This window comes from Microbacterium sp. EG9 (genome assembly GCF_059759475.1).
Window position 1 is genome coordinate 1,357,435 of the sequence record NZ_CM186217.1, and the last position, 25,859, is coordinate 1,383,293.

General features: G+C 70.3%; 27 protein-coding genes and 2 tRNA genes. 7 read left to right on the forward strand and 22 right to left on the reverse strand.

Annotation, left to right across the window (positions count from 1 at the left end):
• The first annotated feature begins 55 nt into the window (after positions 1-55).
• The 4 genes from AC6CQV_RS06335 (at position 56) to AC6CQV_RS06350 (ending at position 3,636) form a co-directional block, all read left to right on the forward strand.
• Positions 56-976 carry an ACP S-malonyltransferase gene (locus AC6CQV_RS06335; protein WP_498260546.1) on the forward strand — a complete coding sequence of 307 codons (921 nt, stop codon included), beginning with the start codon at positions 56-58 and terminating at the stop codon, positions 974-976.
• Entirely contained in the window at positions 973-1,989 is a 1,017-nt protein-coding gene (locus AC6CQV_RS06340) for a beta-ketoacyl-ACP synthase III (RefSeq protein WP_060958926.1), read from the forward strand. The genes AC6CQV_RS06335 and AC6CQV_RS06340 overlap by 4 nt, the downstream gene beginning before the upstream one ends.
• Positions 1,990-2,082: 93 nt before the next feature.
• The gene (locus AC6CQV_RS06345; RefSeq protein ID WP_005049448.1) at positions 2,083-2,331 is read left to right on the forward strand and encodes an acyl carrier protein; all 249 of its coding nucleotides are present in this window, start codon (positions 2,083-2,085) and stop codon (positions 2,329-2,331) included.
• A 66-nt stretch (positions 2,332-2,397) separates the two neighbouring features.
• Positions 2,398-3,636 (forward strand): beta-ketoacyl-[acyl-carrier-protein] synthase family protein, encoded by a 1,239-nt coding sequence (locus AC6CQV_RS06350; RefSeq protein ID WP_060958927.1) that lies wholly within the window; start codon positions 2,398-2,400, stop codon positions 3,634-3,636.
• A 153-nt stretch (positions 3,637-3,789) separates the two neighbouring features.
• On the opposite strand, the gene AC6CQV_RS06355 is transcribed toward AC6CQV_RS06350, so the two are convergent.
• The 3 genes from AC6CQV_RS06355 to AC6CQV_RS06365 form a co-directional block, all read right to left on the reverse strand.
• Positions 3,790-4,302 carry a DUF3145 domain-containing protein gene (locus AC6CQV_RS06355; protein WP_101306318.1) on the reverse strand — a complete coding sequence of 171 codons (513 nt, stop codon included), beginning with the start codon at positions 4,300-4,302 and terminating at the stop codon, positions 3,790-3,792.
• A gap of 118 nt (positions 4,303-4,420) precedes the next feature.
• A tRNA-Ile gene (locus AC6CQV_RS06360) sits at positions 4,421-4,497 on the reverse strand.
• A 14-nt stretch (positions 4,498-4,511) separates the two neighbouring features.
• The gene (locus tag AC6CQV_RS06365) at positions 4,512-5,579 is read right to left on the reverse strand and encodes a DMT family transporter (protein WP_082734091.1); all 1,068 of its coding nucleotides are present in this window, start codon (positions 5,577-5,579) and stop codon (positions 4,512-4,514) included.
• A 42-nt stretch (positions 5,580-5,621) separates the two neighbouring features.
• Here AC6CQV_RS06365 and def point away from each other — a divergent pair, with 42 nt between their 5' ends.
• Positions 5,622-6,188, forward strand: a complete 567-nt coding sequence (gene def / locus AC6CQV_RS06370) for a peptide deformylase (RefSeq protein WP_082734092.1) — start codon at positions 5,622-5,624, stop codon at positions 6,186-6,188.
• Between the two features lie 62 nt (positions 6,189-6,250).
• Here def and AC6CQV_RS06375 read toward each other — a convergent pair.
• The 5 genes from AC6CQV_RS06375 to dusB form a co-directional block, all read right to left on the reverse strand.
• Positions 6,251-6,323 (reverse strand) — tRNA-Asn (locus tag AC6CQV_RS06375).
• A 73-nt stretch (positions 6,324-6,396) separates the two neighbouring features.
• On the reverse strand, positions 6,397-7,170 hold the full coding sequence (locus AC6CQV_RS06380) for an ATP-binding cassette domain-containing protein (protein WP_498260547.1): 774 nt from the start codon (positions 7,168-7,170) through the stop codon (positions 6,397-6,399).
• Positions 7,171-7,231: 61 nt separating this feature from the next.
• Positions 7,232-9,133, reverse strand: coding sequence for a DNA primase (gene dnaG, locus AC6CQV_RS06385; RefSeq protein ID WP_498260548.1), 1,902 nt, complete (start codon positions 9,131-9,133; stop codon positions 7,232-7,234).
• Positions 9,133-10,521 (reverse strand): deoxyguanosinetriphosphate triphosphohydrolase, encoded by a 1,389-nt coding sequence (locus tag AC6CQV_RS06390; RefSeq protein WP_060958932.1) that lies wholly within the window; start codon positions 10,519-10,521, stop codon positions 9,133-9,135. The genes dnaG and AC6CQV_RS06390 overlap by 1 nt, the downstream gene beginning before the upstream one ends.
• Positions 10,511-11,677, reverse strand: a complete 1,167-nt coding sequence (dusB, locus tag AC6CQV_RS06395) for a tRNA dihydrouridine synthase DusB (RefSeq protein WP_498260549.1) — start codon at positions 11,675-11,677, stop codon at positions 10,511-10,513. Before dusB ends, AC6CQV_RS06390 begins: the two co-directional genes overlap by 11 nt.
• Before the next feature lie 62 nt (positions 11,678-11,739).
• Here dusB and AC6CQV_RS06400 point away from each other — a divergent pair, with 62 nt between their 5' ends.
• Entirely contained in the window at positions 11,740-12,243 is a 504-nt protein-coding gene (locus AC6CQV_RS06400) for a glutathione peroxidase (protein ID WP_498260550.1), read from the forward strand.
• Positions 12,244-12,388: 145 nt separating this feature from the next.
• Here AC6CQV_RS06400 and AC6CQV_RS06405 read toward each other — a convergent pair whose 3' ends face one another.
• From AC6CQV_RS06405 to recO, 3 genes are read right to left on the reverse strand one after another with little or no spacing between them, the layout of a single operon-like run.
• Positions 12,389-13,054, reverse strand: coding sequence for a DsbA family oxidoreductase (locus AC6CQV_RS06405; protein WP_101306311.1), 666 nt, complete (start codon positions 13,052-13,054; stop codon positions 12,389-12,391).
• A 29-nt stretch (positions 13,055-13,083) separates the two neighbouring features.
• Positions 13,084-13,899 (reverse strand): isoprenyl transferase, encoded by an 816-nt coding sequence (locus AC6CQV_RS06410; RefSeq protein WP_498260551.1) that lies wholly within the window; start codon positions 13,897-13,899, stop codon positions 13,084-13,086.
• Positions 13,896-14,624, reverse strand: a complete 729-nt coding sequence (recO, locus tag AC6CQV_RS06415) for a DNA repair protein RecO (protein ID WP_060958936.1) — start codon at positions 14,622-14,624, stop codon at positions 13,896-13,898. The genes AC6CQV_RS06410 and recO overlap by 4 nt, the downstream gene beginning before the upstream one ends.
• 55 nt (positions 14,625-14,679) lie before the next feature.
• On the opposite strand from recO, the gene AC6CQV_RS06420 reads away from it, so the two are divergent.
• A complete protein-coding gene (locus AC6CQV_RS06420; protein WP_060958937.1) occupies positions 14,680-15,366 on the forward strand; it encodes a trimeric intracellular cation channel family protein in 687 nt (228 codons plus the stop codon).
• 121 nt (positions 15,367-15,487) lie between these two features.
• Here AC6CQV_RS06420 and leuA read toward each other — a convergent pair whose 3' ends face one another.
• From leuA to dnaJ, 11 genes are all read right to left on the reverse strand, one after another.
• On the reverse strand, positions 15,488-17,248 hold the full coding sequence (leuA, locus tag AC6CQV_RS06425; protein WP_498260552.1) for a 2-isopropylmalate synthase: 1,761 nt from the start codon (positions 17,246-17,248) through the stop codon (positions 15,488-15,490).
• A gap of 266 nt (positions 17,249-17,514) precedes the next feature.
• On the reverse strand, positions 17,515-17,940 hold the full coding sequence (locus tag AC6CQV_RS06430) for a hypothetical protein (protein ID WP_498260553.1): 426 nt from the start codon (positions 17,938-17,940) through the stop codon (positions 17,515-17,517).
• A 33-nt stretch (positions 17,941-17,973) separates the two neighbouring features.
• Positions 17,974-18,612 (reverse strand): hypothetical protein, encoded by a 639-nt coding sequence (locus AC6CQV_RS06435; protein ID WP_498260554.1) that lies wholly within the window; start codon positions 18,610-18,612, stop codon positions 17,974-17,976.
• A gap of 239 nt (positions 18,613-18,851) precedes the next feature.
• Positions 18,852-19,787 (reverse strand): NADP-dependent oxidoreductase, encoded by a 936-nt coding sequence (locus AC6CQV_RS06440; RefSeq protein WP_498260555.1) that lies wholly within the window; start codon positions 19,785-19,787, stop codon positions 18,852-18,854.
• Between the two features lies 1 nt (position 19,788).
• Complete coding sequence (era, locus tag AC6CQV_RS06445) at positions 19,789-20,697, reverse strand: GTPase Era (protein WP_060958940.1); 909 nt, start codon at positions 20,695-20,697, stop codon at positions 19,789-19,791.
• A complete protein-coding gene (locus tag AC6CQV_RS06450; protein WP_060958941.1) occupies positions 20,694-22,013 on the reverse strand; it encodes a hemolysin family protein in 1,320 nt (439 codons plus the stop codon). The genes era and AC6CQV_RS06450 overlap by 4 nt, the downstream gene beginning before the upstream one ends.
• Positions 22,010-22,477, reverse strand: a complete 468-nt coding sequence (ybeY, locus tag AC6CQV_RS06455; protein WP_191008564.1) for an rRNA maturation RNase YbeY — start codon at positions 22,475-22,477, stop codon at positions 22,010-22,012. The genes AC6CQV_RS06450 and ybeY overlap by 4 nt, the downstream gene beginning before the upstream one ends.
• Complete coding sequence (locus AC6CQV_RS06460; protein ID WP_205282933.1) at positions 22,474-23,622, reverse strand: PhoH family protein; 1,149 nt, start codon at positions 23,620-23,622, stop codon at positions 22,474-22,476. The genes ybeY and AC6CQV_RS06460 overlap by 4 nt, the downstream gene beginning before the upstream one ends.
• Complete coding sequence (locus AC6CQV_RS06465) at positions 23,573-23,920, reverse strand: HIT domain-containing protein (RefSeq protein ID WP_498260556.1); 348 nt, start codon at positions 23,918-23,920, stop codon at positions 23,573-23,575. Before AC6CQV_RS06465 ends, AC6CQV_RS06460 begins: the two co-directional genes overlap by 50 nt.
• A 23-nt stretch (positions 23,921-23,943) precedes the next feature.
• Positions 23,944-24,696, reverse strand: coding sequence for a 16S rRNA (uracil(1498)-N(3))-methyltransferase (locus AC6CQV_RS06470; protein ID WP_498260557.1), 753 nt, complete (start codon positions 24,694-24,696; stop codon positions 23,944-23,946).
• 1 nt (position 24,697) lies between these two features.
• The gene (gene dnaJ / locus AC6CQV_RS06475) at positions 24,698-25,810 is read right to left on the reverse strand and encodes a molecular chaperone DnaJ (RefSeq protein WP_060958946.1); all 1,113 of its coding nucleotides are present in this window, start codon (positions 25,808-25,810) and stop codon (positions 24,698-24,700) included.
• Positions 25,811-25,859: the final 49 nt, after the last annotated feature.

Here is a 25,859-nt window from a genome sequence, read left to right on the forward strand (position 1 = left end):
GTTTGTTGTGACGTGTTCGCCAGCGCGGCGGCGCAGAAGTTGGAAGGATAGGCACGTGATCATCACCGTCTTCCCCGGGCAGGGCTCACAGACCCCCGGGTTCCTCGCTCCGTGGCTCGAGCTCGACGGGGTCCGCGAGCGCGTCGAGCGGTACGCGGAGGAGGCGGACGTCGACCTCCTCGCGGCCGGCACCGAATGGGACGCCGACCGGATCCGTGACACGAGCGTCGCGCAGCCGCTGATCGTCGCGGCGAGCCTGGTCTCGTACGCCGCTCTGCAGGATGCCGCGGCCACCGCGCCCGGCGGTGTCGCCGGCCACTCCGTGGGTGAGATCGCGGCTCTCGTCGCGGCGGGAGTGCTCACGGACGACGACGGCATGCGTCTCGTCGGTCTTCGGGGACGAGCGATGGCCGATGCGGCTGCGCGCGAGCACACCGGGATGAGTGCCGTCCTCGGCGGTGACCGCGACGCGGTCCTCGCTCTCCTCGATGAGCTGGGCCTCACCCCGGCCAACCACAACGGTGCTGGACAGATCGTGGCGGCCGGCGCGCTGGACGCCCTGGCGGAGCTCGCGGCCCACCCGGTCGCGGGAAGCCGCGTCATCGCCCTGCAGGTGGCGGGCGCCTTCCACACCTCCTACATGGCCCCCGCGGTCGAGTCGTTGCGCGCCGCCGCCGCAGAGGTGACGGCATCCGACCCGACCGTCGCCCTCTGGACCAACCGAGACGGTGCGCGGGTCGTGGGAGGTCGTGAGGCTCTCGAGCTGCTCGTCGCACAGGTCTCCTCCCCCGTCCGCTGGGACCTCTGCATGGACGCGTTCTCGGCTGCGGGCGTGACCGGCATCATCGAGCTCGCCCCGGCCGGCACCCTCACGGGTCTCGCGAAGCGAGCCCTGCGCGGCGTGCCGACCGTGGCCGTGAAGACACCCGACGACCTCGCGGCTGCGGCCGCCCTGCTGACAGGAGGCGACGCGTGACCGACGCGCCCACCCGACCCGCCCTCGTCCAGTCGACGGGGCCGGCCCACACGCGCATCTACGCCTACGGCGCGGCGCGCGGCGAGAACGCCGTTCCCAATGACGATCTCGTCGGTCCCATCGACTCCAGCGACGAGTGGATCCGTCAGCGCACCGGCATCGTCACGCGTGTGCGGGCGGATGCCGCCACCACCGCGATCGATCTGGCATCCGACGCAGCGGCCGAAGCGGTCGCCACCGCAGGGATCGACCCCGCGCTCATCGACGCCGTGATCGTCGCGACGATCTCCAACCCGAAGCAGACCCCCTCGGTGTCGGCGATCGTAGCCGACCGGATCGGCGCGAACCCCGCGGCGGCGTACGACCTCAACGCCGCCTGCGCCGGCTTCGCCTACGGCGTCGCGCAGGCCGACGCGCTCATCCGCGCGGGCTCGGCGCACTACGCGGTCGTGGTGGGCGCCGAGAAGCTGAGCGACATCGTCGACCCGACCGACCGGTCCATCTCGTTCCTCCTGGGCGATGGCGCCGGTGCGGCCGTCGTCGGACCGAGCGACTTCCCCGGCATCGGACCGACCGTCTGGGGCTCGGACGGCTCGAAGGCCGAGGCCGTGGGCATGAACCACACCCTCGTCGAGTTCCGCGACGGCCAGTCGCCGTGGCCGACGCTGCGCCAGGAGGGTCCGACGGTCTTCCGCTGGGCCGTCTGGGAGATGGTGAAGGTCGCCCGGCAGGCGCTCGAGGTCGCCGGAGTGCAGGCGTCCGATCTCGCCGCCTTCGTGCCGCACCAGGCCAACATGCGCATCATCGACGAGTTCGCCAAGCAGCTGAAGCTGCCCGAGACGGTCGTCATCGGCCGCGACATCGAGACCACCGGCAACACGTCGGCGGCATCCATCCCGCTCGCCACGCACCGCCTGCTCGTCGAGCACCCGGAGCTGTCGGGCGGACTCGCCCTGCAGATCGGCTTCGGCGCCGGGCTCGTGTTCGGCGCCCAGGTCGTCGTCCTGCCCTGACGGCCCGAGATCCGCGGGCGCGGCGGCCGCCGCACCTAGACTGAACGTCGGCCCCGCAGGGCCGGTGAAACCCCGATAAACAAGGAGAATCCCATGGCATTCAGCAACGACGAGGTCCTCGCAGGGCTCGCCGAACTCATCACGGACGAGACCGGCATCTCGGCGGACGAGGTCGCGCTGGAGAAGTCGTTCACCGACGACCTCGACATCGACTCGATCTCGATGATGACGATCGTCGTCAACGCCGAGGAGAAGTTCGGTGTCACCATCCCCGACGAAGAGGTCAAGAACCTCAAGACCGTCGGCGACGCCGTCACCTTCATCACCACCAACCAGGCCTGACCTCAGGCCTCGCCACCTGCACCCCGGTGGGGGCCTGAGTGCCCCCACCGGAGCAACGAGGAGACCATGAGCATTCCCCGAATCGTCGTCACCGGCATCGGCGCCTCCAGCCCCATCGGTGGGACCGCGCCGGAGAGCTGGTCCGCGCTGCTGGGTGGCGCCTCCGGCGCGCGCACGCTCGAGTACGACTGGGTCGAGCAGTACAACCTTCCCGTCACGTTCGCCGCGCAGGCCGCCGTCCGCCCCGACACGGTGCTGGAACGGCCGATCGCCAAGCGTCTCGACCCGTCCTCGCAGTTCGCGCTCGTCGCGGCCATGGAGGCGTGGGCGGATGCCGGAAGCCCGGAGGTCGACCCGGAACGCCTGGGAGTCGACTTCGCGACCGGGATCGGCGGCCTGTGGACGCTGCTCGACGCGTGGGACACGCTGCGCGAGAAGGGCCCGCGTCGCGTGCTGCCGATGACGGTGCCGATGCTCATGCCGAACGCGGCGGCCGGCAACCTGTCGCTGCACTTCGGTGCGCGTGCGTACGCACGCACGGTCGCGAGCGCCTGCGCATCGAGCACCGAGTCGATCGTGAACGCGATCGAGCACCTACGTGACGGTCTCGCGGATGTCGTGATCGCCGGTGGCACCGAGTCGGTCATCCACCCGGTCACCATCGCGTCGTTCTCGTCGATGCAGGCGCTGTCCAAGCGCAACGACTCCCCCGAGACCGCGTCGCGCCCCGGCAGCATCGATCGCGACGGATTCGTCATGGGCGAGGGCGCGGGCGTCCTGATCCTCGAGACGGAGGAGCACGCCAAGGCGCGCGGAGCGAAGATCTACGCCGCGGTCGTCGGAGGCGGCGTCACGGCCGATTCGTACCACATCACCGCCAACGACCCCGAGGGCACCGGCGCCGCGCGCGCCGTGAACCTCGCGCTCGCGATGGCGGACGCGTCGCCCGACGACGTGACCCACATCAACGCCCACGCCACCTCCACCCCGGTCGGCGATCCGAACGAGTACGTGGCGCTCAAGAGCGTCTTCGGCGACCGGATCGATGAGATCCCCGTGTCGGCGACCAAGGCGTCCACGGGACACCTGCTGGGCGGGACGGGAGCGCTCGAGGCGATCTTCACGATCCTCGCGCTGCGCGACCGTGTCGCACCGCCGACGATCAACCTGACGGAGCAGGACCCCGCGGTCCCCTTCCGCCTGTCGGGCGCGCCGACCCCGCTCGGCGACGGACAGCAGCTCGCGATCAGCAACTCGTTCGGCTTCGGCGGACACAACGCGGTCGCCGCGTTCGCCTCGGTCTGATCCGGCCTCGAGCCGGACGCGAAGACGCCCCCGCATCCTTTCGGATGACGGGGGCGTCTTCGTGTCAGACGAGGATGCGCTGTCTCGGTCTCCGGGAAGCCGTCCGAAGCCGGTACCGGCGCCTCGACTCGTCTGGGCTCAGGGGGTCGGAGCTCAGCCGACCTTGTGGAGCCAGACGACGGGGGCGTCGTCGCTGGCGTGACGGAACGGCTCGAGCTCTTCGTCCCAGGACGAGCCGAGGGCGACCTGAAGCTCGCGCTGCAGGTCGTACGGGTCGCCGGCCGCGATCTCGAGTGCGTAGCGGATGCGGTCCTCGCCGATGACGACGTTGCCCGCGGTGTCGGTCTGGGCGAAGTGGATGCCGAGATCCGGCGTGTGCATCCAGCGACCGCCGTCCGAGCGCGGCGTCGGGTCCTCGCTGACCTCGAAGCGCAGGTGCTCCCAGCCGCGGATCGCGGTGGCGAGAGCGGCGCCGGTGCCGGCGGGGCCTTCCCAGTAGAACTCGGCACGACGGCTGCCGGAGAGCACCGGCTGTTCCGCCCACTCGAAATTGACCGCCCGTCCGAGGGCGCGACCGACAGCCCACTCGAGGTGGGGGCACAGCGCTCGTGGCGCGGAGTGGATGTAGATCACTCCGCGCGCCTGTGGGGTCGACGTGGTCGCCATCGCGATTCTCCGTTTCTTCAGGTACGTCTTCCCCTACGACCTGAGTCCGGATGCATGGCGGCTATGTGGTTGTGCGCCCATTATTGCCGATAACGACGTGGAATCACAACCGTGTCATTGGTAGGGCGGGTGGGACTTGAACCCACGATCGTCGGGTTATGAGCCCGCTGCCTTGACCAGCTTGGCCACCGCCCCCTGTCCCGGGAATTCTAGCGGGGTCGCGGGTCGTCCTTGTCGCGCACCGGCGGCTCCGGCCACACCTTGGCGACGGCGTCGGTGAGGCGCTGGGCGCTCGGCGAGACGCCCTCTCCGCTGCCGCGGGTGATCGGGATCTCCTGGCTGTCGCTGACGATCTGCGGATGGTGCCGTGCGAGTTGGAACACGCCCGTGACGGCGAGGGCGCCGGCCGCGACGAAGCCCACGTACGCGCCCCAGGGGGCGCCCTCGGCCTCGCGGAGCACCGCGAGACCGATCACGATCGCGACGATCGGGTCGATGACGGTGAGGCCCGCGATGACCAGGTCCGGGGGTCCGGACGCGTAGGCGGTCTGCACGAAGTAGGCGCCGATCGCCGTGCCGGCCAGCAGCGCCACGATGCAGACGATCGTCAGCCACTCGAAGTCACCCGAGCGGATGCGGCTGAGCACCACCTTGGCGAGCGTCGCCACGAAGCCGTACATGATGCCGGCGGCGACGATGTAGAACAGCGCTCCCATGCGTGCGCGCAGCCAGACCCACAGGGCGGTGAGCACGATCGCGACGCCCGCCAGGATGAGGAGCACCGTGATGAGCTGCCCGTCGCTGATCGGGGTCTCGGTCGCGTAGAGCGCGGCCACGGTGACGAAGACGAAGATGCCGGCGACGCACAGCCCGATCGCGGAGAGCGAGCGACGCGTGGGGCGCAGGCCGCTGATGCGGGCGTTCAGGAGGGTGGTGATCACCAGTGAGACCGCGCCCACGGGCTGGACGAGGATCAGCGGCGCGAACGTCAGCGCCGACAGCTGGCAGACGATCGCGAGGCCCAGCATCACGGTGCCGGCGACCCACGAGGGACGCCGCAGGAGGTTCCACATCTGTCCGCCCGTGAGGCCGGACGAGCCGTGCGTGGCCGTGAGGCGTTCGACCTTCTGCACGCCGCGGTGCTGATACTGCGCACCGAACGACATGAAGACGGCACCGAGGAGGGCCAGCGGGATGCCGATGAGGATGCCGGGGTCGGCGAAGACGCCGACGAGCTTGTCAGTCACGTCTCCGAGGTCGGTCATCGCGGCATACACCCCTCGACACTAACCGCCGGGTGCGCTCGATAGGCTCAGGACGTGGCTGTTCTTCCGATTCGCATCATGGGCGATCCCGTCCTCCACTCCCCCGCCGATCCCGTCACGGAGGTGACGGAGGAGATCCGAACCCTCGTCGCCGACATGTTCGAGACGATGGATGCCGCCCCCGGCGTCGGGTTGGCGGCCCCGCAGGTCGGGGTGGGCCTGCGCATCTACACCTACAGCTATCAGGACGACGACGGCAATCCCTGGCGCGGAGTGATCATCAACCCGCAGCTGTGGATGCGTCCTCCGGTGCCCGGCGCGCCGGATCCGGACGACGAGTCCGAGGGATGCCTGTCGTTCCCGGGCGAGCGGTTCCCGCTGCGGCGCTCCGACGAGGTGCTCGTGACCGGCGTCGACCTCGACGGCGCGCCCGTGCGCATCGAGGTGGACGGGTGGCGTGCGCGCATCATGCAGCACGAGTTCGATCACCTCGACGGCATCCTCTACATCGACCGTCTCGACGACGGCGACTGGAAGACGGTGCAGAAGATCGCCCGCAAGCGCGGGTGGGGACGTCCCGGCGCGTCGTGGACCCCCGGCGTCGACGACCTCGACGCCTGATCGCCGTTCACCCCTCCCGCGGGAAACGAAAACGGCCCCAGAGTGGAGTCTGGGGCCGTTCGCTCCCCGGCTTGGACTCGAACCAAGAACCTGCCGGTTAACAGCCGGCTGCTCTGCCAATTGAGCTACCGAGGATCAGTCACCCGCGAGCGGGCAACCCGTCCATATTAGCAAAGGTCGGGGCGTGGTCGTGACAACCGACACGCGATCACGACACGAGTCGCACGCCGCCGTCCGGCGTCCACAGCAGGTCGGCCGTGCCGTGGCCGTAGGCCACCGGGCGTCCCCCGCGGAGCACGAGCACATCGGCGTCGATCTCGCGCACGGCTTCCGCGTCGTTGGTCACCATGAGGATCGCCATCCCGCTCTCGTCGCGGCGGCGCAGGAGCGCGTCGCGAACCGCCTGCCGCACCTCGAGGTCGAGGTTGGCGTAGGGGTCATCGCCGATGAACACCCGCGGCTGCAGCACGAGGGCCCGCGCGATCGCGACACGCTGGCGCATGCCCGAGCTGAGCTCATACGGATACCGGGCCGCGGCGCCCAGCGGAAGCTCGAACTCGTCGAGCAGACTGGCCACCCGCACCGCGAGCGCGCGCTGGTTGACGCGTCGGTCGCGACTCGTGATGGGCTCGCCGATGACCTCCCCGACCGTGAGCCGCGCCGGCAGGTCGGCGCCGGCGCGCTGCGGCACGTAGCCCGTGTAGTAGGCGCGCACACGGGCCGCGCGCCCCTTCTTGCGGATCGGGGTGCCGTCGACCCAGGCGTCGCCGCCGACGACCGTGAGCGAGCCGTCATCGGTTCCGGCCAGGAGTGCGGCCAGGCTCGACTTCCCGGCGCCCGTGGCACCCATGACGGCCAGGGCTCGGCCGGCGTCGAGGCGCACGGTGACGCCGTCGACGACGCGCACGCCGCCGCGGGCCACGGACAGGTCGTCACACCGGACCGCGGCGGTGACGGCGTCGAGGGAGGATCGACGAGGCATGGGCTTCATCCTGCCCTCTCCGGCGCCGTCGCGCCAGCGGGGCTCGCGCCGCCGCGCGGCGTCAGGACGCGTTGTCCGTCAGAGCCCGTCGGCGTGCGTCGAGCTCGCGCAGCGCGAGCCGCACGGTGCGACCCTGCTCGGACTCGGCGGGCAGACGTTGGATGGCGCCGAGCATCTCGCTCTTCTCACGATCGAGCGCTCGGATCCGCAGCCGGCGGGCGAGCGCGTGCGTGGATGCCGCGGCCTCCGCCTCCGTGAGAGCGGGGAAGTCGGCGGTGAGCAGTTCGACGGCCAGCGAACGGTACGGCTCTCGGACGGCCTCCACGGCCGTGGAGGCCCAACCGATCCGGGTGCGATCGGTGTGCGAGAGGAGCGCCTGGCGTACGGCATCCAGCGCCGGCACTGTCATCGGCAGCGCGAGGGCCGCATCGAGCTCGCCCCCGTCGACGAGGTGACCGTACTGCAGCACCCCCATCAGGGCGTCCCGCTCCAGCGCCGCGTCGGCCGAGCGCGGCAGCGTGCGCAGGCTCATCCGCAGCGCCGACTCGCCCGGTGCCGAGGCCGAGGCGTCTGCGGACCGTTCACCGCGCGGCGTCGCGTCGGACGGCGTCGCACCGCCGGTCCGTGCGTCGTCGCCGCGTCGCGCCGCCTCGCGGCCCGCCCGCTCGACCTCGCGTCGCACCGCCTCGGTGTCCATCCCGAGGCGGCGCGCGAGCACCCGGGTGTACTCGGGCTGCAGCAAGGGATCGCGCAGCTCCCCCACGACCGGCGCAGCGGCGCGGAGGGCGCCCACGCGTCCCTCCACACTCGACAGATCGAACCCCGCGAGTCGCTGGTCGATGACGAACTCGAACATCGGGACCTTGGTCTCCATGAGCGAGCGGACGGCGGCATCCCCGCGCTCGAGGCGCAGGTCGCACGGGTCGAGCCCCTGCGGGCCCGTCGCGACGTACGTCTGCGCGTTGAACCGCTTCGCGTCGGCGAAGGCCCGCAGTGCGGCCTTCTGGCCCGCCGCATCCGGGTCGAAGGTGAAGACGACCTCCCCGGCGGCCGAGTCGTCTCCCATGACCCGTCGCAGCACGGTGATGTGGTCGGAGCCGAACGCGGTGCCGCACGTGGCGACGGCGGTCGTGACCCCGGCCAGATGGCAGGCCATGACGTCGGTGTAGCCCTCGACGACGACCACGCGGTGCGAGCGCGACACGTCCTTCTTCGCCAGGTCGAGCCCGTAGAGCACCTGCGCCTTCTTGTAGATGGTCGTCTCAGGGGTGTTGAGGTATTTGGGCCCCTTGTCGTCCTCGTACAGCCGTCGCGCGCCGAATCCGATCGTCTGTCCCGTCACGTCGCGGATGGGCCACACGACGCGTCCGCGGAAGCGGTCGTACACGCCGCGCTGGCCCTGCGAGACGAGGCCCGCCGCCGACAGCTCCTCGTCGCTGAATCCCTGCCCGCGCATCGCGTCGCGGAGCTTGTCCCAGCCCTGGGGCGCGTACCCGACGCCGAAATGCGCGGCCGCGCCCGCATCGAACCCCCGCTCGCCGAGGAAGCGGCGCCCGGCATCGGCCTCGGGCGAGGAGAGCTGGCCGCGGAACCACTCGGCGGCCGCCGCGTTGGCCTGGTACAGCCGCGTGCGCCCACTGTTCTCGGGCGCGGCGCCGCCGTCCTCGTAATGCAGGGTGTAGCCGACGCGGGCGGCGAGGCGTTCGACCGCTTCCGTGAAGGACACGTGGTCCATCGCCCGCAGGAACGAGTAGACGTCGCCCGATTCCCCGCACCCGAAGCAGTGGTAGTAGCCGACCTGCGGTCGCACGTGGAAGCTCGGGCTGCGCTCGTCGTGGAACGGGCACAATCCCTTCAGCGACCCCACCCCGGCCGACTTGAGGGCGACCCGCTCACCGATCACATCGCCGATGTTGATGCGGGCCTTCACCTCGTCGACGTCCGACTGTCGGATGCGTGCCATCAGTGCCCCTCGGCGGGCCAGAGTCCGGCGATCGGCTCCGGAAGGGCGAAGCCGCTGGGGGCGATCGTCCGGTCGTCGCCGGAGCGCAGTCCGAGCTCGCGCAGGTCGACGGGACCGATGAGGCGCGCGTGCCACTCGATCGCGAACCGGTCCGTGAGGCTGGAGACCTGGTCAACGACGACGCGCTTGCGCGCGGCATCGGTGGATGCCGCGGCGAAATCCTCCGCGTGCAGGCGGTCCAGGTGCTCGGGGCGCTCCCACAGGGCGCTCGCGAGCCGCTTGAGCACGCGTCGCTGCTCCTTGTAGAGGCCGCGGCGGCCGTCGATCGTGACGACGAAGGCGCCGATGATGCCCTTGAGCACCGCCATCTCCGCCTCGATCACGCGCGGGACGATGACGCGCCCCCGGTAGCGCGTGAGCACCGGAACCGAGTAGTGCTCGCGGGTCGCGGTCGTCGCGGCGCGCGCGAAGCGGCCGATCAGGTCGGAGGTGAGGTTCTTCAGCCCGGCCAGCGCGGCGCGCGACCCGTCGAAGCCGGGAAGCCATTCGGGCATGCGGGTGAGCCGGTAGAGCGCGTCGGCGAGCTCGTCACGGGTGAACCCGAAGCCCACCCATGCCTGGATCGCCGTCAGCAGCGCCTCGTGCTCGCGGGCGTCGGCGAGGCGGGCCGGGTCGAGGTAGCCGTTGAGCACGGCGTCCTCGAAGTCGTGCACCGAGTAGGCGATGTCGTCGGAGAGGTCCATGACCTCCGCCTCGATGCAGCGCACCCTTCCCGGCGCGCCGAGGCGCATCCAGCGGAAGACGGCTTCGTCCTCGGGGTAGACGCCGAACTTCTCCCGGCCGCCGGGATCGGGCACACCGTGCTCCACCGTCCACGGGTACTTGCAGGTGGCGTCGAGGCTGGCGCGGGTCAGATTGAGACCGGCGCTCTGGCCCGCGGCATCCATCACCTTCGGCTCCAGGCGGGAGAGGATGCGCAGCGTCTGCGCGTTGCCCTCGAACCCGCCGATGTCCTCCGCCCAGTCGTTCAGCGCCCGTTCGCCGTTGTGCCCGAACGGAGGGTGCCCGATGTCGTGGCTCAGACACGCCGTGTCGACGACGTCGGGCGACAGCTCGAGGGCGATCGCGAGCTCGCGGCCCACCTGCGCCACCTCGAGCGAGTGCGTGAGACGGTTGCGGGCGAAGTCGGCGGGGCTGGCCGGGCTCAGCACCTGCGTCTTGGAGGCGAGGCGCCGCAGCGCCGCAGAATGCAGCACGCGAGCCCGATCGCGGGCGAAGCCGTCGCGCTGCGAACGGTGCTGTTCCGGGACGAAGCGTTCCGCGTCGTGATCGTCGTAGCCGGACGGGCGGCCGGAGGCGATGCCGACGCCGCTGCCATCACCCGCCACTGGTGTCGACCTCCGCCTCGGCCAGCTCGCGCGTGGCGTCACCACTCATCTCGCGGCTGTGCAGCCACCCGTCGGGCAGGGCGGGCCGCTTCGGCGTACCGGCGCGCCCGCGCTGGCCCTCCGCCGCCGCCCCCGGGTACGGGGCATCGAGATCGAGGGTGGCGATCAGGTCGTCGATCTCGGCGAGAGTCGACACCGTCGCCAGCTGGGCGCGGGTCTCGCCGCCGACGGGATAGCCCTTGAAGTACCAGGCGACGTGCTTGCGGATGTCGCGGCATCCGCGGCCCTCGTCCTCGAAGAACTCGACCAGCAGCTCCGCGTGACGGCGGAACGCGGCTGCGACGAACCCGAGCGTCGCGTCGACGGGCGCACCGGCGGCGGCCCCCGGGCCTCCGAGGCCGCGGGCGAGGTCGCCGAACAGCCACGGGCGGCCGAGGCAGCCGCGGCCGACCACGACGCCGTCGCATCCCGTCTCGGCCATCATGCGCGCGGCGTCGGCCGCCGACCAGATGTCGCCGTTGCCGAGCACCGGGATGGACGTGACGGCCTGCTTGAGGGCGGTGATGGCCGACCAGTCGGCGTGGCCGGAGTAGAACTCCGCGGCGGTGCGGGCGTGCAGCGCGACGGCGGCGACACCGGCATCCTCGGCGATGCGTCCCGCATCGAGGAAGGTGAGGTGGTCTGCATCGATGCCCTTGCGCATCTTCACCGTCAGAGGCACATCGCCGGCGGCGCGCGCGGCGCGGGTGACGATCTCGCGGAAGAGCCCGAGCTTCCAGGGCAGCGCCGCTCCCCCGCCCTTGCGGGTCACCTTGGGAACCGGGCAGCCGAAGTTGAGGTCGATGTGGTCGGCGCGGTCCTCCTCGACGAGCAGGCGCACCGCTGCTTCCGTGGTGGCGGGATCGACGCCGTACAGCTGGATCGAGCGCGGCTTCTCCGACTCGTGGTGGGTGATCAGGCGCATGGTCGTCGCGTTGCGCTCGACGAGCGCGCGCGTCGTGATCATCTCGGAGACGTAGAGGCCGGCGCCATACTCACGGCACAGTCGACGGAATGCCGTGTTGGTGATCCCCGCCATCGGCGCGAGGACGACCGGCGCGTCGAGCGCGATGGGCCCGATGCGCAACGCGGGGCCGGTGGAGACGGAGAGGGACATCCTGTCCATTCTCCCAGACTCCCGCGGTCACGAAGGCGGCGTACGGCCCTATCGTGGAGAACATGGCCGAGACACAGACGGTGGACATCCGCGACATCCCCTACACCGACGCGTCGGGCGTCGAGCACACGCTCTCCGAGTGGGGCGACAAGGCCGTGCTCGTCGTGAACGTCGCCTCCAAGTGCGGGCTCACGCCGCAGTACGAGCAGCTCGAGGAGCTCCAGCGCACCTACGGCGCGCGCGGCCTGCAGGTCGTCGGGTTCCCGTGCAACCAGTTCATGGGGCAGGAGCCCGGCTCGATGGAGGAGATCCTCGAGTACTGCGCGGTCACGTGGGGCGTGAGCTTCCCGATCATGGACAAGGTCCGTGTCAACGGTTCGCACGCGGCACCGCTGTACAAGGCGCTGAAGAAGGCGAAGAACGCCGAGGGCGCGAAGGGTCCGGTCATGTGGAACTTCGAGAAGTTCCTGCTGACCCCCTCGGGTCAGGTGCACCGGTTCCGTCCTCAGACGAAGCCGGACGCGCCCGAGATCATCGCCGCCATCGAGGCGAGCCTGCCCGTCTGATCGTCGCGGGCGGGCGTTTCGACGCGCTGCGCTCGCTCAACGACCGCGTGGCGCCGCCGCCCTCCACCGGTCGTTGAGCGAGTCGCGCAGCGGCGAGTCGAAACGCAGCCGAGTCGAAACGCAGCCGAGTCGAGACGCAGCCGCCTCAGGCGTCCTGCTTCTCCGTCCAGACCTGCCGTGCGATCTGCGCGAACGCGTCGGCCGGCTGTGCGCCGCTGACGCCGTACTTGCCGTCGATCACGAAGAACGGCACGCCCTGGATGCCGTAGGCCTGCGCCTGCGCCTGATCGGCGCGGACATCGGCGAGATGACGGCTCGACTCCAGCGCATCGCGCACCTCGTCGGCATCCAGCCCGATCTCGGACGCGAGCGCCACCAGGTCGTCGACCCGGCCGACGTGCTTGCCCTCGGTGAAGTAGGCCGACATCAGACGCTCCGCCATCTCGTTCTGGCGGCCCTGCGCCTTCGCGAAGTGCAGCAGTTCGTGCGCCTTCACGGTGTTCGTGTGCTGCAGCAGGTCGAAACGGTACTCGAGGCCCGACCCCGCGGCGACCCCCGTCACCTGGTCGAGCATCTCGCGAACCCGCTCGCGCGGCATCCCCTTGTGCCCGGCGAGGAAGTCCAGCTCGTCGCCCTCGAAGTCCACCGGTGTGTCGGGTGAGAGCTCGAAGGAGTGGAAGGTCACCTCGACCTGGGGAGCGTCGGGATCGTCGGCGATCTGAGCCAGCCCGGTCTCGAGGTTGCGCTTGCCGATGTAGCACCACGGGCAGGCGATATCGCTCCACACGTCGATCGTGATCTTCTCCGTCATGCCTGGTGCAACTCCGTTCGCATCGCGGTCTATTCCGCGGAGTCGGCGGTCGGGGCGTCGACGGCGCCGCCGAAGCGGCGGCTGCGGCCGAGGTAGAGCTCGATCGCGCCCCAGAGATCGGTGCGCGAGAAGTCCGGCCACAGGGTGTCGAGGAACACCATCTCGGCGTAGGCGGACTCCCAGAGCAGGAAGTTCGAGGTGCGCTGTTCACCGCTGGAGCGCAGGAACAGGTCGACGTCGGGCATGTCGGGCACGTACAGGTGCCTACGGAGGGTCTTCTCCGTGATGGCCGACGGCTTCAGGCGTCCCGCGGCGATCTGCTCCCCCATCGCCCGCATCGCGTCGACGATCTCGTGGCGGCCGCCGTAGTTGATGCACATCGTGAGCGTGAGGGTGTCGTTGCCCGCGGTCAGCTGCTCGGCGTACTGCAGCTCCTTGATGACCGAACCCCACAGGCGCGGCTTGCGTCCGGCCCAGCGGATGCGCACGCCCCACTCGTTGAGCTGGTCGCGGCGGCGGTGCAACACGTCGCGGTTGTAGCCCATGAGGAAGCGCACCTCCTCGGGCGAGCGGGCCCAGTTCTCGGTCGAGAAGGCGTAGACGCTGAGGTGCTTCACCCCGGCCTGGATCGCGCCGGCGACCACGTCGAGCAGCACCTCCTCGCCTGCGCGGTGCCCCTCGATGCGCGTGAGCCCGCGCCGGTTCGCCCAGCGGCCGTTGCCGTCCATGACGATGGCGACATGGTTCGGCACACCGCCCTTCGGAAAGCCCGGCGGGTGGATGCCGGTCCAGTCGAGGGGACGGTACGGGACCGCATCGCGGTGCGTGTAGGGCTTGGGGCTCACCGGGGGGACTCCACGTGGGACAGGGATCGGATGCCGCGCTCGAGGTGCCACTGCGCGTAGGCCGCGACGAGACCGGAGGCCGACGCCGTGGCGGCGTGCGTCGCGGCATCCACGATGTCCCATTCTCCCGCGATCAGCGCGCGCAGCAGCACGCCCGTCTCGGGGCGCAGCCGTGCGGAGCCAGCCGGGGCACAGTCGCCGCACACCACGCCGCCGAGCTGGGCGACGAACCAGTCGTGCGGACCCACGGCGCCGCAGCGGGCACAGTCAGTGAGCGCCGGCGCCCACCCCGACAGGGACATCGCGCGCAGGAGATACGAATCGAGCACCGAGCGCGCGGCGCGCCCGCCCTGCGAGAGCGTGCGGAGCCCGCCGACGAGCAGGAGGTACTGCTGCGGCGTCGCCTCCGCCTCGTTGAGACGGTCGGCCGTCTCGACCATGGCGTGGGCGGCGGTGTAGCTGTCGTAGTCGGCGACGATCGCGGCGCCGTAGGAGCCGAGCGACTCGGCCTGCTGCACGATGTCGAGCGAGCGCCCCTGGTACAGCTGCACGTCGGCGACCATGAACGGCTCGAGGCGGGCGCCGAACTTCGATGACGTGCGCCGCACACCCTTCGCGACCGCGCGCACCTTGCCGTGGCGACGGCTGAGCATCGTCACGATCCGGTCCGCTTCCCCGAGCTTGTGGGTCCGCAGGACCACGACCTCGTCGCGGTAGGTGGGCACCCCTCGATTATCCCCGTCGGCGCGGACATCGGGCGGTATTGGAGACAATGGACGGGTGACGGAGCAGCTGTTCGTGATCCCCCTCTGGGCCGACCTCCTCGCCGTGGGTCTCGGCGGCGTGCAGGGGGCGCTGTTCTCGTCGGGATTCGTCGGGCAGCGCCGGCTCGACCTGCTGGGCGTCGTCATCGTCGGCACCGTCATGGGCATGGGCGGCGGCATCATCCGTGACCTGCTGCTGAACGTCGAGCCCGCGACGCTGCAGAGCAACTGGTACCTCATCACGGCGGTCGGTGCGGCTCTGGTCGGCATGCTGCTGGCCAACATCTTCGAGCGCCTCAACGGCGTGATCGTCGCGTTGGATGCCGTGGTCATCGGGCTCTTCGGCGCGTTCGGCACCTCGAAGGCGCTGGCGCTGGGACTGCCCGTGGTGCCCGCCGTGTTCGTGGGAGTCTGCGCCGCGGTGGGCGGCGGCATCCTGCGCGACGTCATCATGGGGCTGCCGGTGGCGATCATGCACGTCGGCTCGCTCTACGCGGTCGCCGCGGCGGTCGGCTGCGCCATCCTCGCGTTCGCGCACGCCCTGGGTGCGCCCCTGGTCGCGGCGGCCGTCGCGTGCGTGATCGTGACGACGGTCATCCGGCTGCTCGCCGTGATCTTCGACATCTCGCTGCCCGAGCAGCGCGCCCTGTACCGCCGCAAGGTCGCGGTGGAGACCAGCGCGATCCCGATCATCCGGCCCTAAGGCGTTTCGACTCGCTGCGCTCGCTCAACGACCGGGGTGGTGAGCGTCGCTCAACGACCGGGGTGGGAAGCCTGCCGGTCGTTGAGCGAGGAGCGCAGCGACGAGTCGAAACGCGGCGACCTCAGACCGCGGCCAGCGACGCCGAGCGCTCGCGGGTGCGGATCGCGCGGTTGACGCACGACACGATCGCCTTGAGGGACGCCGTGGAGATGTCGCCGTCGATGCCGACGCCCCACAGCCGCTCGCCGTCGACCTGCAGCTCGACGTACGAGGCGGCCTGCGCGTCGCCGCCGGCGCTGAGCGTGTGCTCGACGTAGTCGTACAGCGTCACCTCGAAGCCCTGCGCACGCACGACCTCGAGGAACGCGGACACCGGGCCGTTGCCGACGCCGTGGGTCGAGAAGGTCTCCTCGCCGTCGCGGAGGGTGACCTCCAGTGACACCTCGCCCGACATGTCGCTCTGCGTCCGGGTGGACAGCAGCTCGAAGCGGCCCCACTTCTCGTCCGCGTCACGGGCCGGCAGGTACTCATCGGTGAAGATGTCCCAGATCTGCGCGCTGGAGACCTCGCCGCCCTCGGCATCCGTCTTGGCCTGCACGACCCCGGAGAACTCGATCTGCAGCTTGCGGGGCAGATCCAGCGCGTGGTCGGTCTTCAGCAGGTACGCGACGCCGCCCTTGCCGGACTGCGAGTTGACGCGGATGACGGCCTCGTACGAGCGGCCCAGGTCCTTCGGGTCGATCGGCAGGTACGGCACCGCCCACTCGATCTCGTCGACGGTGACTCCGGATGCCGCGGCCCGCGCCTCCATGGCCTCGAAGCCCTTCTTGATGGCGTCCTGGTGCGAGCCGCTGAAGGCCGTGAACACGAGGTCGCCCGCCCAGGGGCTGCGCTCGTGGACGGGCAGCTGGTTGCAGTACTCCGCGGTGCGCTTGACCTGGTCGATGTCGCTGAAATCGATCTGCGGGTCGATCCCCTGCGTCAGCATGTTGATGCCCAGGGCCACCAGGTCGACGTTGCCGGTGCGCTCCCCGTTGCCGAACAGGCACCCCTCGATACGGTCGGCGCCCGCCATGTAGCCGAGCTCGGCGGCGGCGATCGCCGTGCCGCGGTCGTTGTGCGGGTGCAGCGACAGGATGACGTTCTCACGGTGCGCGAGGCGGCGGCTCATCCACTCGATCGAGTCGGCGTAGACGTTGGGCGTCGCCATCTCCACGGTCGCGGGCAGGTTGATGATCACCTTGCGCTCGGGCGTCGGCTCGAACACCTCGATGACCTGGTTGCAGATGTCGACGGCGAACTCGAGCTCCGTGCCGGTGTACGACTCGGGCGAGTACTCGTAGTAGACGGCCGTCTCGGGGATGCGCTTCTCGAACTCACGGCACAGGCGCGCCCCGTTCAGCGCGATGTCGATGATGCCCTGCTTGTCGCTGCGGAACACGACCTCGCGCTGCAGCACGCTCGTCGAGTTGTAGAGGTGCACGATCGCCTGCTTGGCGCCCGCGATGGCCTCGTAGGTGCGCTCGATGAGGTGTTCGCGCGCCTGGGTCAGCACCTGGATGGTGACGTCGTCGGGGATCCGGTCCTCTTCGATGAGCTGGCGCACGAAGTCGAAGTCCGTCTGGCTGGCGGAGGGGAAGCCGACCTCGATCTCCTTGTAGCCCATGCCGACGAGCAGCTCGAACATGATGAGCTTGCGCTCGGGGCTCATCGGGTCGATGAGCGCCTGGTTGCCGTCGCGCAGGTCGACGGCGCACCAGCGCGGCGCGGTCGTGATGCGGGCGTCGGGCCACGTGCGATCGGGCAGGTCGACACGGATCTGCTCGTGGAACGGACGGTACTTGTGGATCGGCATGCCGGACGGCTGCTGCGTGTTCTTCATGGGGTTCGCTTCTCTCGTCTGATGAGGGCGGGCCGCCGGCGGCAGGAAATGCCAAGCTCCGCGACGAGGAAGGCCCTAGAACGAGGTCTCGTCGCGGCGGCTAAGAAGGAGGCCGAACGCGCGCATGGAGTCAGAATACACGGCAGCGCCACACGCCGCATCCGCCCGTGCCCACCCCTCGTGCTGAGATCTCCGGTCGGCGCACCGTCTCATGCGTTCGTCTCGGTGCGATCGCGGGAGCTCGCCGCCGCCGCGGACAGGGATGCCTACTGTCGCGACCGTACGCTCAGCTGCAGTGCGCACAGGACGACCAGCACCGCGCCCATGAGCGTGGGGTAGCCGGAGGCCGCGCCGAACCCGATGGCGTTGAACGGATTCAGCCATTCGGCTCCAGAGGACAACCACGCGATCCGCGAGGCGACGGCAAAGGTGACGAGAGCGAGAATGACGAGGCCCGCGACCAGCCCGACGGTAGGCCATCGCCAGCCTACGACGACCGCCGCGCCGCCGACGACCGCGAGTGCAACGAGCGACACCGGTGGAACAGTGAACCCTCCACCGCTGGGGATGTTGGCCGCGATCGAGACGAGGTACAACAGCAGCATGCCGGTGACGATGCCGACCAGAACATGCGCGACGAGGGCCAGGACCGTGCGCGTCGTCGTCGACCGATCCACAGACTTGGAACTCATATACGCCATCATTCCCCTTGAATTCGCATCGACTCAACCCGGGTTGCAGGCGAGGTTGACGTCTGCGGAAAGAGCGGTCGTCGATGAGCCGATCGCGTTCTCCGCGTGCCAGGTCGTGGACCCGTTGTTCTGGCATTGCTTCCGAGGTGACCAGTACACCGAGGTCCCGGGGGTCACGGTCACGGTGTAGAAGTGTCGCTGGTGCCACAACGGCCATGCGAAAGATGACAGGATGCCGTTGACGCTCGTGCTGTTGGGACAACCAGAGCTGAGGCTGTGGGAGTGATCGGACCACGCGTATCCAGAAGCCACATACGGTTTGGATACGCCTGAGGACGACGTGCATCCGGCGGCGAGCGCCTGGTGCACGACCACGCCGTCGCTGTAGTTAACCTGGACCGTCTCACCGACGCGGAGGTTGATGTCGGACGGGACTGGGATAACACCCTTCACCGAAACGGGTGGAGACACCGCGTCGCGCATCAGCGGCGCTCTCGCGGCCGCAGGTGCGCTTTCGTTGCTTCGGTCGACCACTCGCACCGAGGGAGTCGCCGCATCGTCGCCCAGCGGGGCCGAGTCGGAAGCTGAAGCCGATGTCGACCCCGCCGCGAGCATCCCCGAAAGCAAAGTGCACGCAAAAGCGGCCGCGATGCGATTCGAATATCGGTGCATGTCATTCCTCCTCGCCAGCGGTTCGTCATTCGCAATATCGATATCGCGTAATCTCTCCCTGTTTTGTGAGCATATGTCTGTAGCGGTTCCCGCCTCAATCGGCATTTTGAGTGAATTCCCGAATGAGGCATCTCGCCGCTTCGGCGCCCGGTCGCTCCCGCCGCGTTCGAAAACGACCGGTCATCGTGCTGCCAGGGGGCGGCTCAACGTGCGGTTCTTCAATCCGCATCGAGTCCGCTTCAGGGTATGAGGGCCAGAGCGCCGCCCGGGTGGCCTCCGGCGAGCAGGGCCAGTGCCGCGGGCGCCTCGTCGAGGGGGAACGTCCGCGCCACGGGTACGGTCAAGGTTCCCGCATGCGCGGCCGCGACGAGCCCGGCGCGCGCCTCGTCGCGGAAGCGGGCGCTGTCCGGCAGGGCGCCGGCGATCCAGCGGAAGCCGTCCTGCCGGGCGCGCGCGGGATTCACGATCGTCACGATCCGATGCCGGTCGGAGACGACGGCGAGCGAGACGTCGATCGCCTCGTCGGTGCCGACGGCATCCAGCGCCGCGACGATCGGAACGTCGCCCGTGACGGCGGCCAGGCGCTCGGAGAGGCCGGGTCCGTAGACCACCGGCTCGCCGCCGAAGCGGCGCACGCGGTCGAACGAGGTCTCGGCTGCGGTGCCGATGACGTGGATGCCGCGCAGTGCGGCCAGTTGCAGCACGGCCACGCCCACGGCGCCCGAGGCGCCGTGCAGCAGGATCGTCTCCCCCGGCTTCGCCTCCACGACGTGCAGCATCTCGGCGGCGGTCGTGCCGGTGAGCAGGAGGTTCGCGGCCTCCGGGTGGGTCAGCGGCGACGGCTTGTGGAACGCCGTGGCGGCATCCACGGTCAGAGCCGTCGCGTAGCCGCCGGCGATCCGGAACGCGACGACCTCGTCGCCGATCGCGGCGGGCCCCGACCCGATCACCGTGTCGGGGCCGAGAGCGACGATCTCACCCGAGACCTCGTACCCGATCGCGACGGGCCAGGACTGACCGTTGTCGGCGGCGACGTGCTTCGCATCGGCGGGGTTCACACCGGCGGCGTGAACCCGGATCGTGACCTCGCCGGGGCCGGGAGCGGGCACCTCGACATCGGCGAACTCCCACGTCGCGGGCGTTCCGGCCCGGCGGGCGATCCACTGGCGCGCCACGTCAGAACCCCAGCCGTCCGAGCTGCTTGGGATCGCGTTGCCATTCCTTCGCGACGCGCACGTGCAGCTTCAGGAACACCTTCGTGCCGACGAGGGGTTCGATCTGCGCCCGCGCCCGCGCGCCGACGGCCGCCAGTCGCGACCCCTTGTGGCCGATGATGATCGCCTTCTGGCTGTCGCGCTCGACGACGAGGTTCGCGTAGATGTCGGTGAGCTCGCCTTCGTCGCGGCGGGAGATGTCGTCGATGGTCACGGCGATCGAGTGCGGCAGCTCGTCGCGTACGCCCTCCAGCGCCGCCTCGCGGATGATCTCCGCGATCCGGTCCTCGAGGGACTCGTCGGTGACCACTCCCTCCTCATAGAGCGCGGGGCCGGTCGGCATGAGCGTGAGCAGCTCGTCGGCGAGCACGTCGAGCTGTTCGTTCGCGACGGCCGACAGCGGGATCACGGCGTCCCAGTCCTCGCGCAGGCTGTCGACCTCCATGAGACGCTCGGTGATCTCGTCGCGGGAGGCGATGTCGGTCTTGGTGACGATGGCCACCTTCTTCGCCCGCGGGTAGCCGTCGAGGGATGCCGCGATACGGCGGTCGCCGGGGCCGACCTTCTCGGTCGCCGGAACGAGGAAGCCGATGGCGTCGACGTCGCCGAGCACCTGCTCCACGAGGTCGTTCAGGCGCTGTCCGAGCAGCGTGCGCGGCTTGTGGATGCCGGGGGTGTCGACGATCACCAGCTGGCCGGCCGGGCGGTTGACGATGCCGCGGATGGCCCGCCGGGTGGTCTGCGGCTTGTCGGAGGTGATGGCGACCTTCTCGCCCACGAGGGCGTTGGTGAGAGTGGACTTGCCCACATTGGGCCGGCCCACGAAGGTCACGAATCCCGATCGGGTGCGGTCGTCGGCGGGAGGGGTCATCGGCCGGCCTCTTCTCGTTCGGTGCGGCGTTCATCGCCCCAGGCGGCGTCGACGGCCCGGAGCCGGTCCGTGGCTTCGACGAAGACGGTGGCCAGACCCCGACCGCGGCCGCGCGAGGTGCCGCCGGTCAGTCGCAGGCCGGAGTACTCGGCGGTCGCGCCCGGAAGCGGCACCCGTCCGAGGAGCTTGCCGAGCAGACCGCCGATCGAGTCGACGTCGTCATCCTCGAGCTCGAGGCCGAACAGCTCCCCCACCTCGTCGAGGCCGAGGCGTGCGCTCACGCGGTAGCGTCCCGCGCCGAGCTCGACAACCTCGCTCGAGCGCGGGTCGTACTCGTCGGAGATTTCGCCGACCAGCTCCTCGATGAGGTCTTCCAGGGTGACGAGGCCGGAGACGCCGCCGTACTCGTCCACGACGAGGCAGACGTGCACGGCATCCCGCTTCATCTGCTGCAGCAGGGTCTCGGCCTTCATCGATTCCGGCACGAACACGGCGGGGCGCGCGATCTGCGCGACGGGCGCGTCGCGCCACGCCGTCTCGTCGCGGTAGGCGAACTGCACCAGGTCCTTCAGATAGACCACGCCGGTGATGTCGTCGGCCTCGCCGTCCGCGACCGGGACGCGCGAGACGCCCTTGTCGAGGAACAGCTGCATGGCCTCCTGGGTCGTCGCGGCGGCATCCATCGTCACCATGTCGGTTCGCGGGACCATGACCTCCCGCACGAACGTGTCGGTGAACTCGAACACGGAGTGGATGAGTTCGCGGTCGTCCTCCTCGATGAGGTCCTGCGACGCGGCTTCGTCGACCATGCTCAGCAGCTGCTCCTCGCTGGCGAACGAGGTGCCGCGGTGGATGCCGGGCGTCACCCGGTTGCCGACGATGACGAGGAGGTGCGCGAGCGGGCCGAGCACGATGCGTGCGCCGCGTACGAGGGGCGCGCAGGCGTGGAGGAGTCCCCGGGCGTGCTGGCGTCCGACGGCGCGGGGACTGGCGCCCACGAGGACGAACGAGACCACGGTCATCAGGATGGCCGCGGCCAGCATCGCCCACCAGATGCTGTCGAAGGCGAGGGTGAAGGCCACGGTGACCACCACCGCCGCCGTCGTCTCGGCCAGGATCCTGATGAACACGACGGCGTTGCCGTGCGCCTCGGGATCGGCGCCGATGCGCGCCAGCGCCACGCCGTTGCGACCGGTGACGGACATCTCCGCCAGGTCGGCGCGGGAGGTCACTCCGAGCGCGGCATCGAGGGCGGCCATCAAGCCCCCCAGCGCGACGAGGAGGGCGGCGGCGACCAGGAGGAGGATCTCGGTCATGCGCGTCGTCGGCGCTCGGACACGTGGAAGGCCGCGATGAGGTCGCGCTGGAGCCCGAACATCTCGCGCTCCTCCTCCTTCTCGGCGTGGTCGAATCCGAGCAGATGCAGCAGGCCGTGGGTGGTCAGCAGGATGAGCTCGTCCATGGTCGTGTGACCGGCGGCCTGGGCCTGCGTCTCGGCGACCTGCGGGCAGAGCACGATGTCGCCGAGCAGCCCGGGCGGCGTGGGCTGCTCCTGGGTGCCGGGGCGCAGCTCGTCCATCGGGAAGCTGAGCACGTCGGTCGGCCCCGGCTCGTCCATCCACTGCACGTGCAGGGCTTCCATGGCGCCCTCGTCGACGAGCAGGATCGCCACGTCGGCGTCGGGGCTGACGTGCAGCTCCGCGAGGTTGTTCTCGGTGAGGCGCAGCAGCACCGTCTCGTCGATGTCGACGCCGGACTCGTTGGTGATCTCGATGGTCATGCGCGTCCTCGCTGGGTTCCTCGCGGCGGCAGGTGGTCTCGGGGGCCGCCGCCTCGGGTCTGGCCCCGCCGCTCGGCGCGGCTGGCGAACTCGGAGGCCTCGTCGCGTTCGCGTCGCGACGCGAGCCGCTGCTCGTCGTACACGCTGTACGCGTCGACGATGCGTCCGACGAGGCTGTGGCGGACGACGTCCTCGCTGGTCAGCAGCGAGAAATGGATGTCGTCGATGTCCTTCAGCACGCGGGTCACCAGCCGGAGTCCGGAGGCGCCCTGCGGCAGATCGATCTGGGTGATGTCGCCGGTCACGACCATGCGCGTGCCGAAGCCCAGCCGGGTGAGGAACATCTTCATCTGCTCGGGCGTCGTGTTCTGCGCCTCGTCGAGCACGACGAACGAGTTGTTCAGGGTGCGCCCGCGCATGTACGCCAGCGGGGCGACCTCGATCGTCCCCGACGCCATGAGCTTGGGGACGATCTCCGGGTCCATCATCTCGTTGAGCGCGTCGTAGAGCGGTCGCAGGTACGGATCGATCTTGTCGGTCAGCGTGCCCGGGAGGAACCCGAGGCGTTCACCGGCCTCGACGGCCGGTCGCGTCAGGATGATGCGGTCGACCTCCTTGCGCTGCAGCGCCTGGACGGCCTTCGCCATGGCGAGGTAGGTCTTGCCGGTCCCGGCCGGGCCGATGCCGAACACGATGGTGTTCTCGTCGATCGCGTCCACGTACCGCTTCTGACCGAGCGTCTTCGGTCGTATCGTGCGCCCGCGTGAGCTGAGGATCGCCTCGCCCAGCACCTCTGACGGCCGTTCGCCCGTGTCGGCGCGGAGGATCCGCTCCGACGTGCGCACGTCGGAGGGCTCTAGGCCCTGGCCCGCCCGCGCCATGGCGATCAGCTCGTCGACGAGTGCGCGTGCCCGGGCCACGACATCCCGATCCCCACTGAGGGTGATCTCGTTGCCCCGTACGTGCACCTCGACATCCGGGTGCTCACGCTCGACGACCCGCAGCAGGCGATCCTGCGGTCCGAGCAGCTGCACCATCGCGATGCCGTCGGCGAGGATCCGCTCGACGGCCGCGCCCTGTTCGCTGTCGGCGGGTTCAGCCACCGAGGCTCCCTTCGTCGAGTCCACCGGCGAGGACGTGGGCATGCACGTGGAACACCGTCTGCCCCGCGCCGGAGCCGGTGTTGAAGATCAGACGGAAGTCGCCGTCGGCGTGCTCGGCGGCGAGCGTGTGGGCGAGGCCCACCATCTCGCTGAGCAGAGCGGGGTCGGATGCCGCGAGCTCGACCACGTCGCGGTACGCGGCGGACTTGGGGATGACCAGCAGATGCACGGGCGCCTGCGGTGCGATGTCGCGGATCGCGAACACGTTCTCGGTCTCGGCGAGGATCTCGGCCGGGATCTCCCCCTGCAGGATGCGCGTGAAGATGGACGGTTCGCTCATACTCCGAGTGTAGTCAGCGCCCGTCACCAGCGGCCGAGCCGGGCGTTGACGATGGCCAGGGCGGCGGGCCCGGCCGTCGAGGTGCGCAGCACCGTGTCGCCGAGGCGCACGGCGATCGCGCCGGCCCCCGTGAGCTCGGCGATCTCCTCCGCGCTGACGCCGCCTTCCGGGCCGACCACGAGCACGACCTCCGCGACGTCGTCGAGCGCAACGGCGGTGAGCGCGGTGCCGGCGGTCGGCTCCAGCACGAGCACGCGCGCCCGGTCTGCGCGCGCGGCCAGTTCGCGCGTCGTGAGCACGGCGCCGACTGTGGGGGTCCAGGCGCGGTGCGCCTGCTTCGCCGCCTCGCGCACGATGCTCTGCCAGCGGCCGACGCCCTTGACGGCCTTCTCGCCCGTCCAGCGCGAGATGCTGCGTGCCGCCTGCCACGGGACGACCTCGTCGATGCCGAGCTCGGTGGCCGCCTGCACCGCGAGCTCGTCGCGGTCTCCCTTCGCGAGGGCCTGGGCGAGGACGATGCGGGGGGTCGCGGCCGCCTGCTGCGACCGCGACGTCACCGACACCACGACCCGCTTGGGGGCGGATGCGGTCACGACGCCGGTCAGCCAGACGCCCCGGCCGTCGCCGACGGTCACCTCCTCGCCGATGCGCACGCGCCGCACGACGGCGGCGTGATGCGCCTCCGCGCCCGTGATGACGACCTCGTCGCCGGCGTCGGCGTTCGACACGTCGGCACCGTCGACCGATGGCTCATCGACGAGGAAGTGGAGCGCCATGTCAGCCGCGGAACCGGTCGCGGAGCTTGGAGAACATGCCCTGGTGGAACTGCGCCAGCCGGGGGGCGGGAGCCTTGGTCCGCTTGGCGAAGTCCTCGATGAGGGCGCGTTCCTTGGCGTCGAGCTTCGTGGGCGTGACGACCTGCACGCCGACGCGCAGATCGCCGCGCGTGCCGCCGCGCAGCGGCGTGATGCCGCGACCCTTGACGGTGAGCACATCGCCGGACTGCACCCCGGATCGGACCTCCAGGTCGACGTCGCCGTCGAGCGAGGAGATCGTGGTGCGGGTACCCAGGATCGCGTCCGGCATCGACACCTCCAGCGTGGCGAGCAGATCGTCGCCTTCGCGGCTGAAGACCTCGTGGTTCGCGACGGTGACCTCGAGATAGAGGTCGCCGTTGGGTCCGCCCGCGGGACCGACCTCGCCGGACCCGGGCAGCTGCAGGCGCAGGCCGGTCTCCACGCCGCCCGGGATGTCGACCGACACCGTGCGGCGCGCGCGCACCCGGCCCTGCCCCTGGCAGGTGGCGCACGGGTAGGGGATCGTCGTGCCGTAGCCCTGGCACGTGGTGCACGGCTGCGACGTGACCACGTTGCCGAGCAGGCTGCGCACCGTCCGCTGCACCTGGCCGGAGCCGTGGCAGATGTCGCAGGTGGTCGGCTGCGTGCCGGGCTGGCAGCACGAGCCCTGGCAGGTGTCGCAGAGCACTGCGGTGTCGACCTCGATGTCGCGGTGCGTGCCGAAGACCACGTCGGCGAGATCGAGCGTGACGCGCACGAGCGCGTCCTGGCCCCGCTCCCGGCGCGATCGGGGTCGTCCGGTCCGGGCTCCGCCGCCGCCGAAGAAGGTCTCGAAGATGTCGCCGAACCCGCCGAAGCCGGCGCCCGCTCCCCCGCCGAAGGGCGAGCCGTCGCCGCCCATGTCGTAGCGCTGACGCTGCTCGGGGTCGCTGAGCACGTCGTAGGCGTGCGTGACGAGCTTGAACCGCTCGGACGCATCGGCGCCCGGGTTCACGTCGGGGTGCAGCTCGCGCGCCAGACGCCGGTACGCCTTCTTGATCTCCTCGGGGCTCGCGTCACGGGAGACGCCCAGGACTTCGTAGTGGTCGGCCACAATCGCCTTTCCTGCCCTCTCGGGCGCGGGTGGGTGTTCGGGAGCGGAT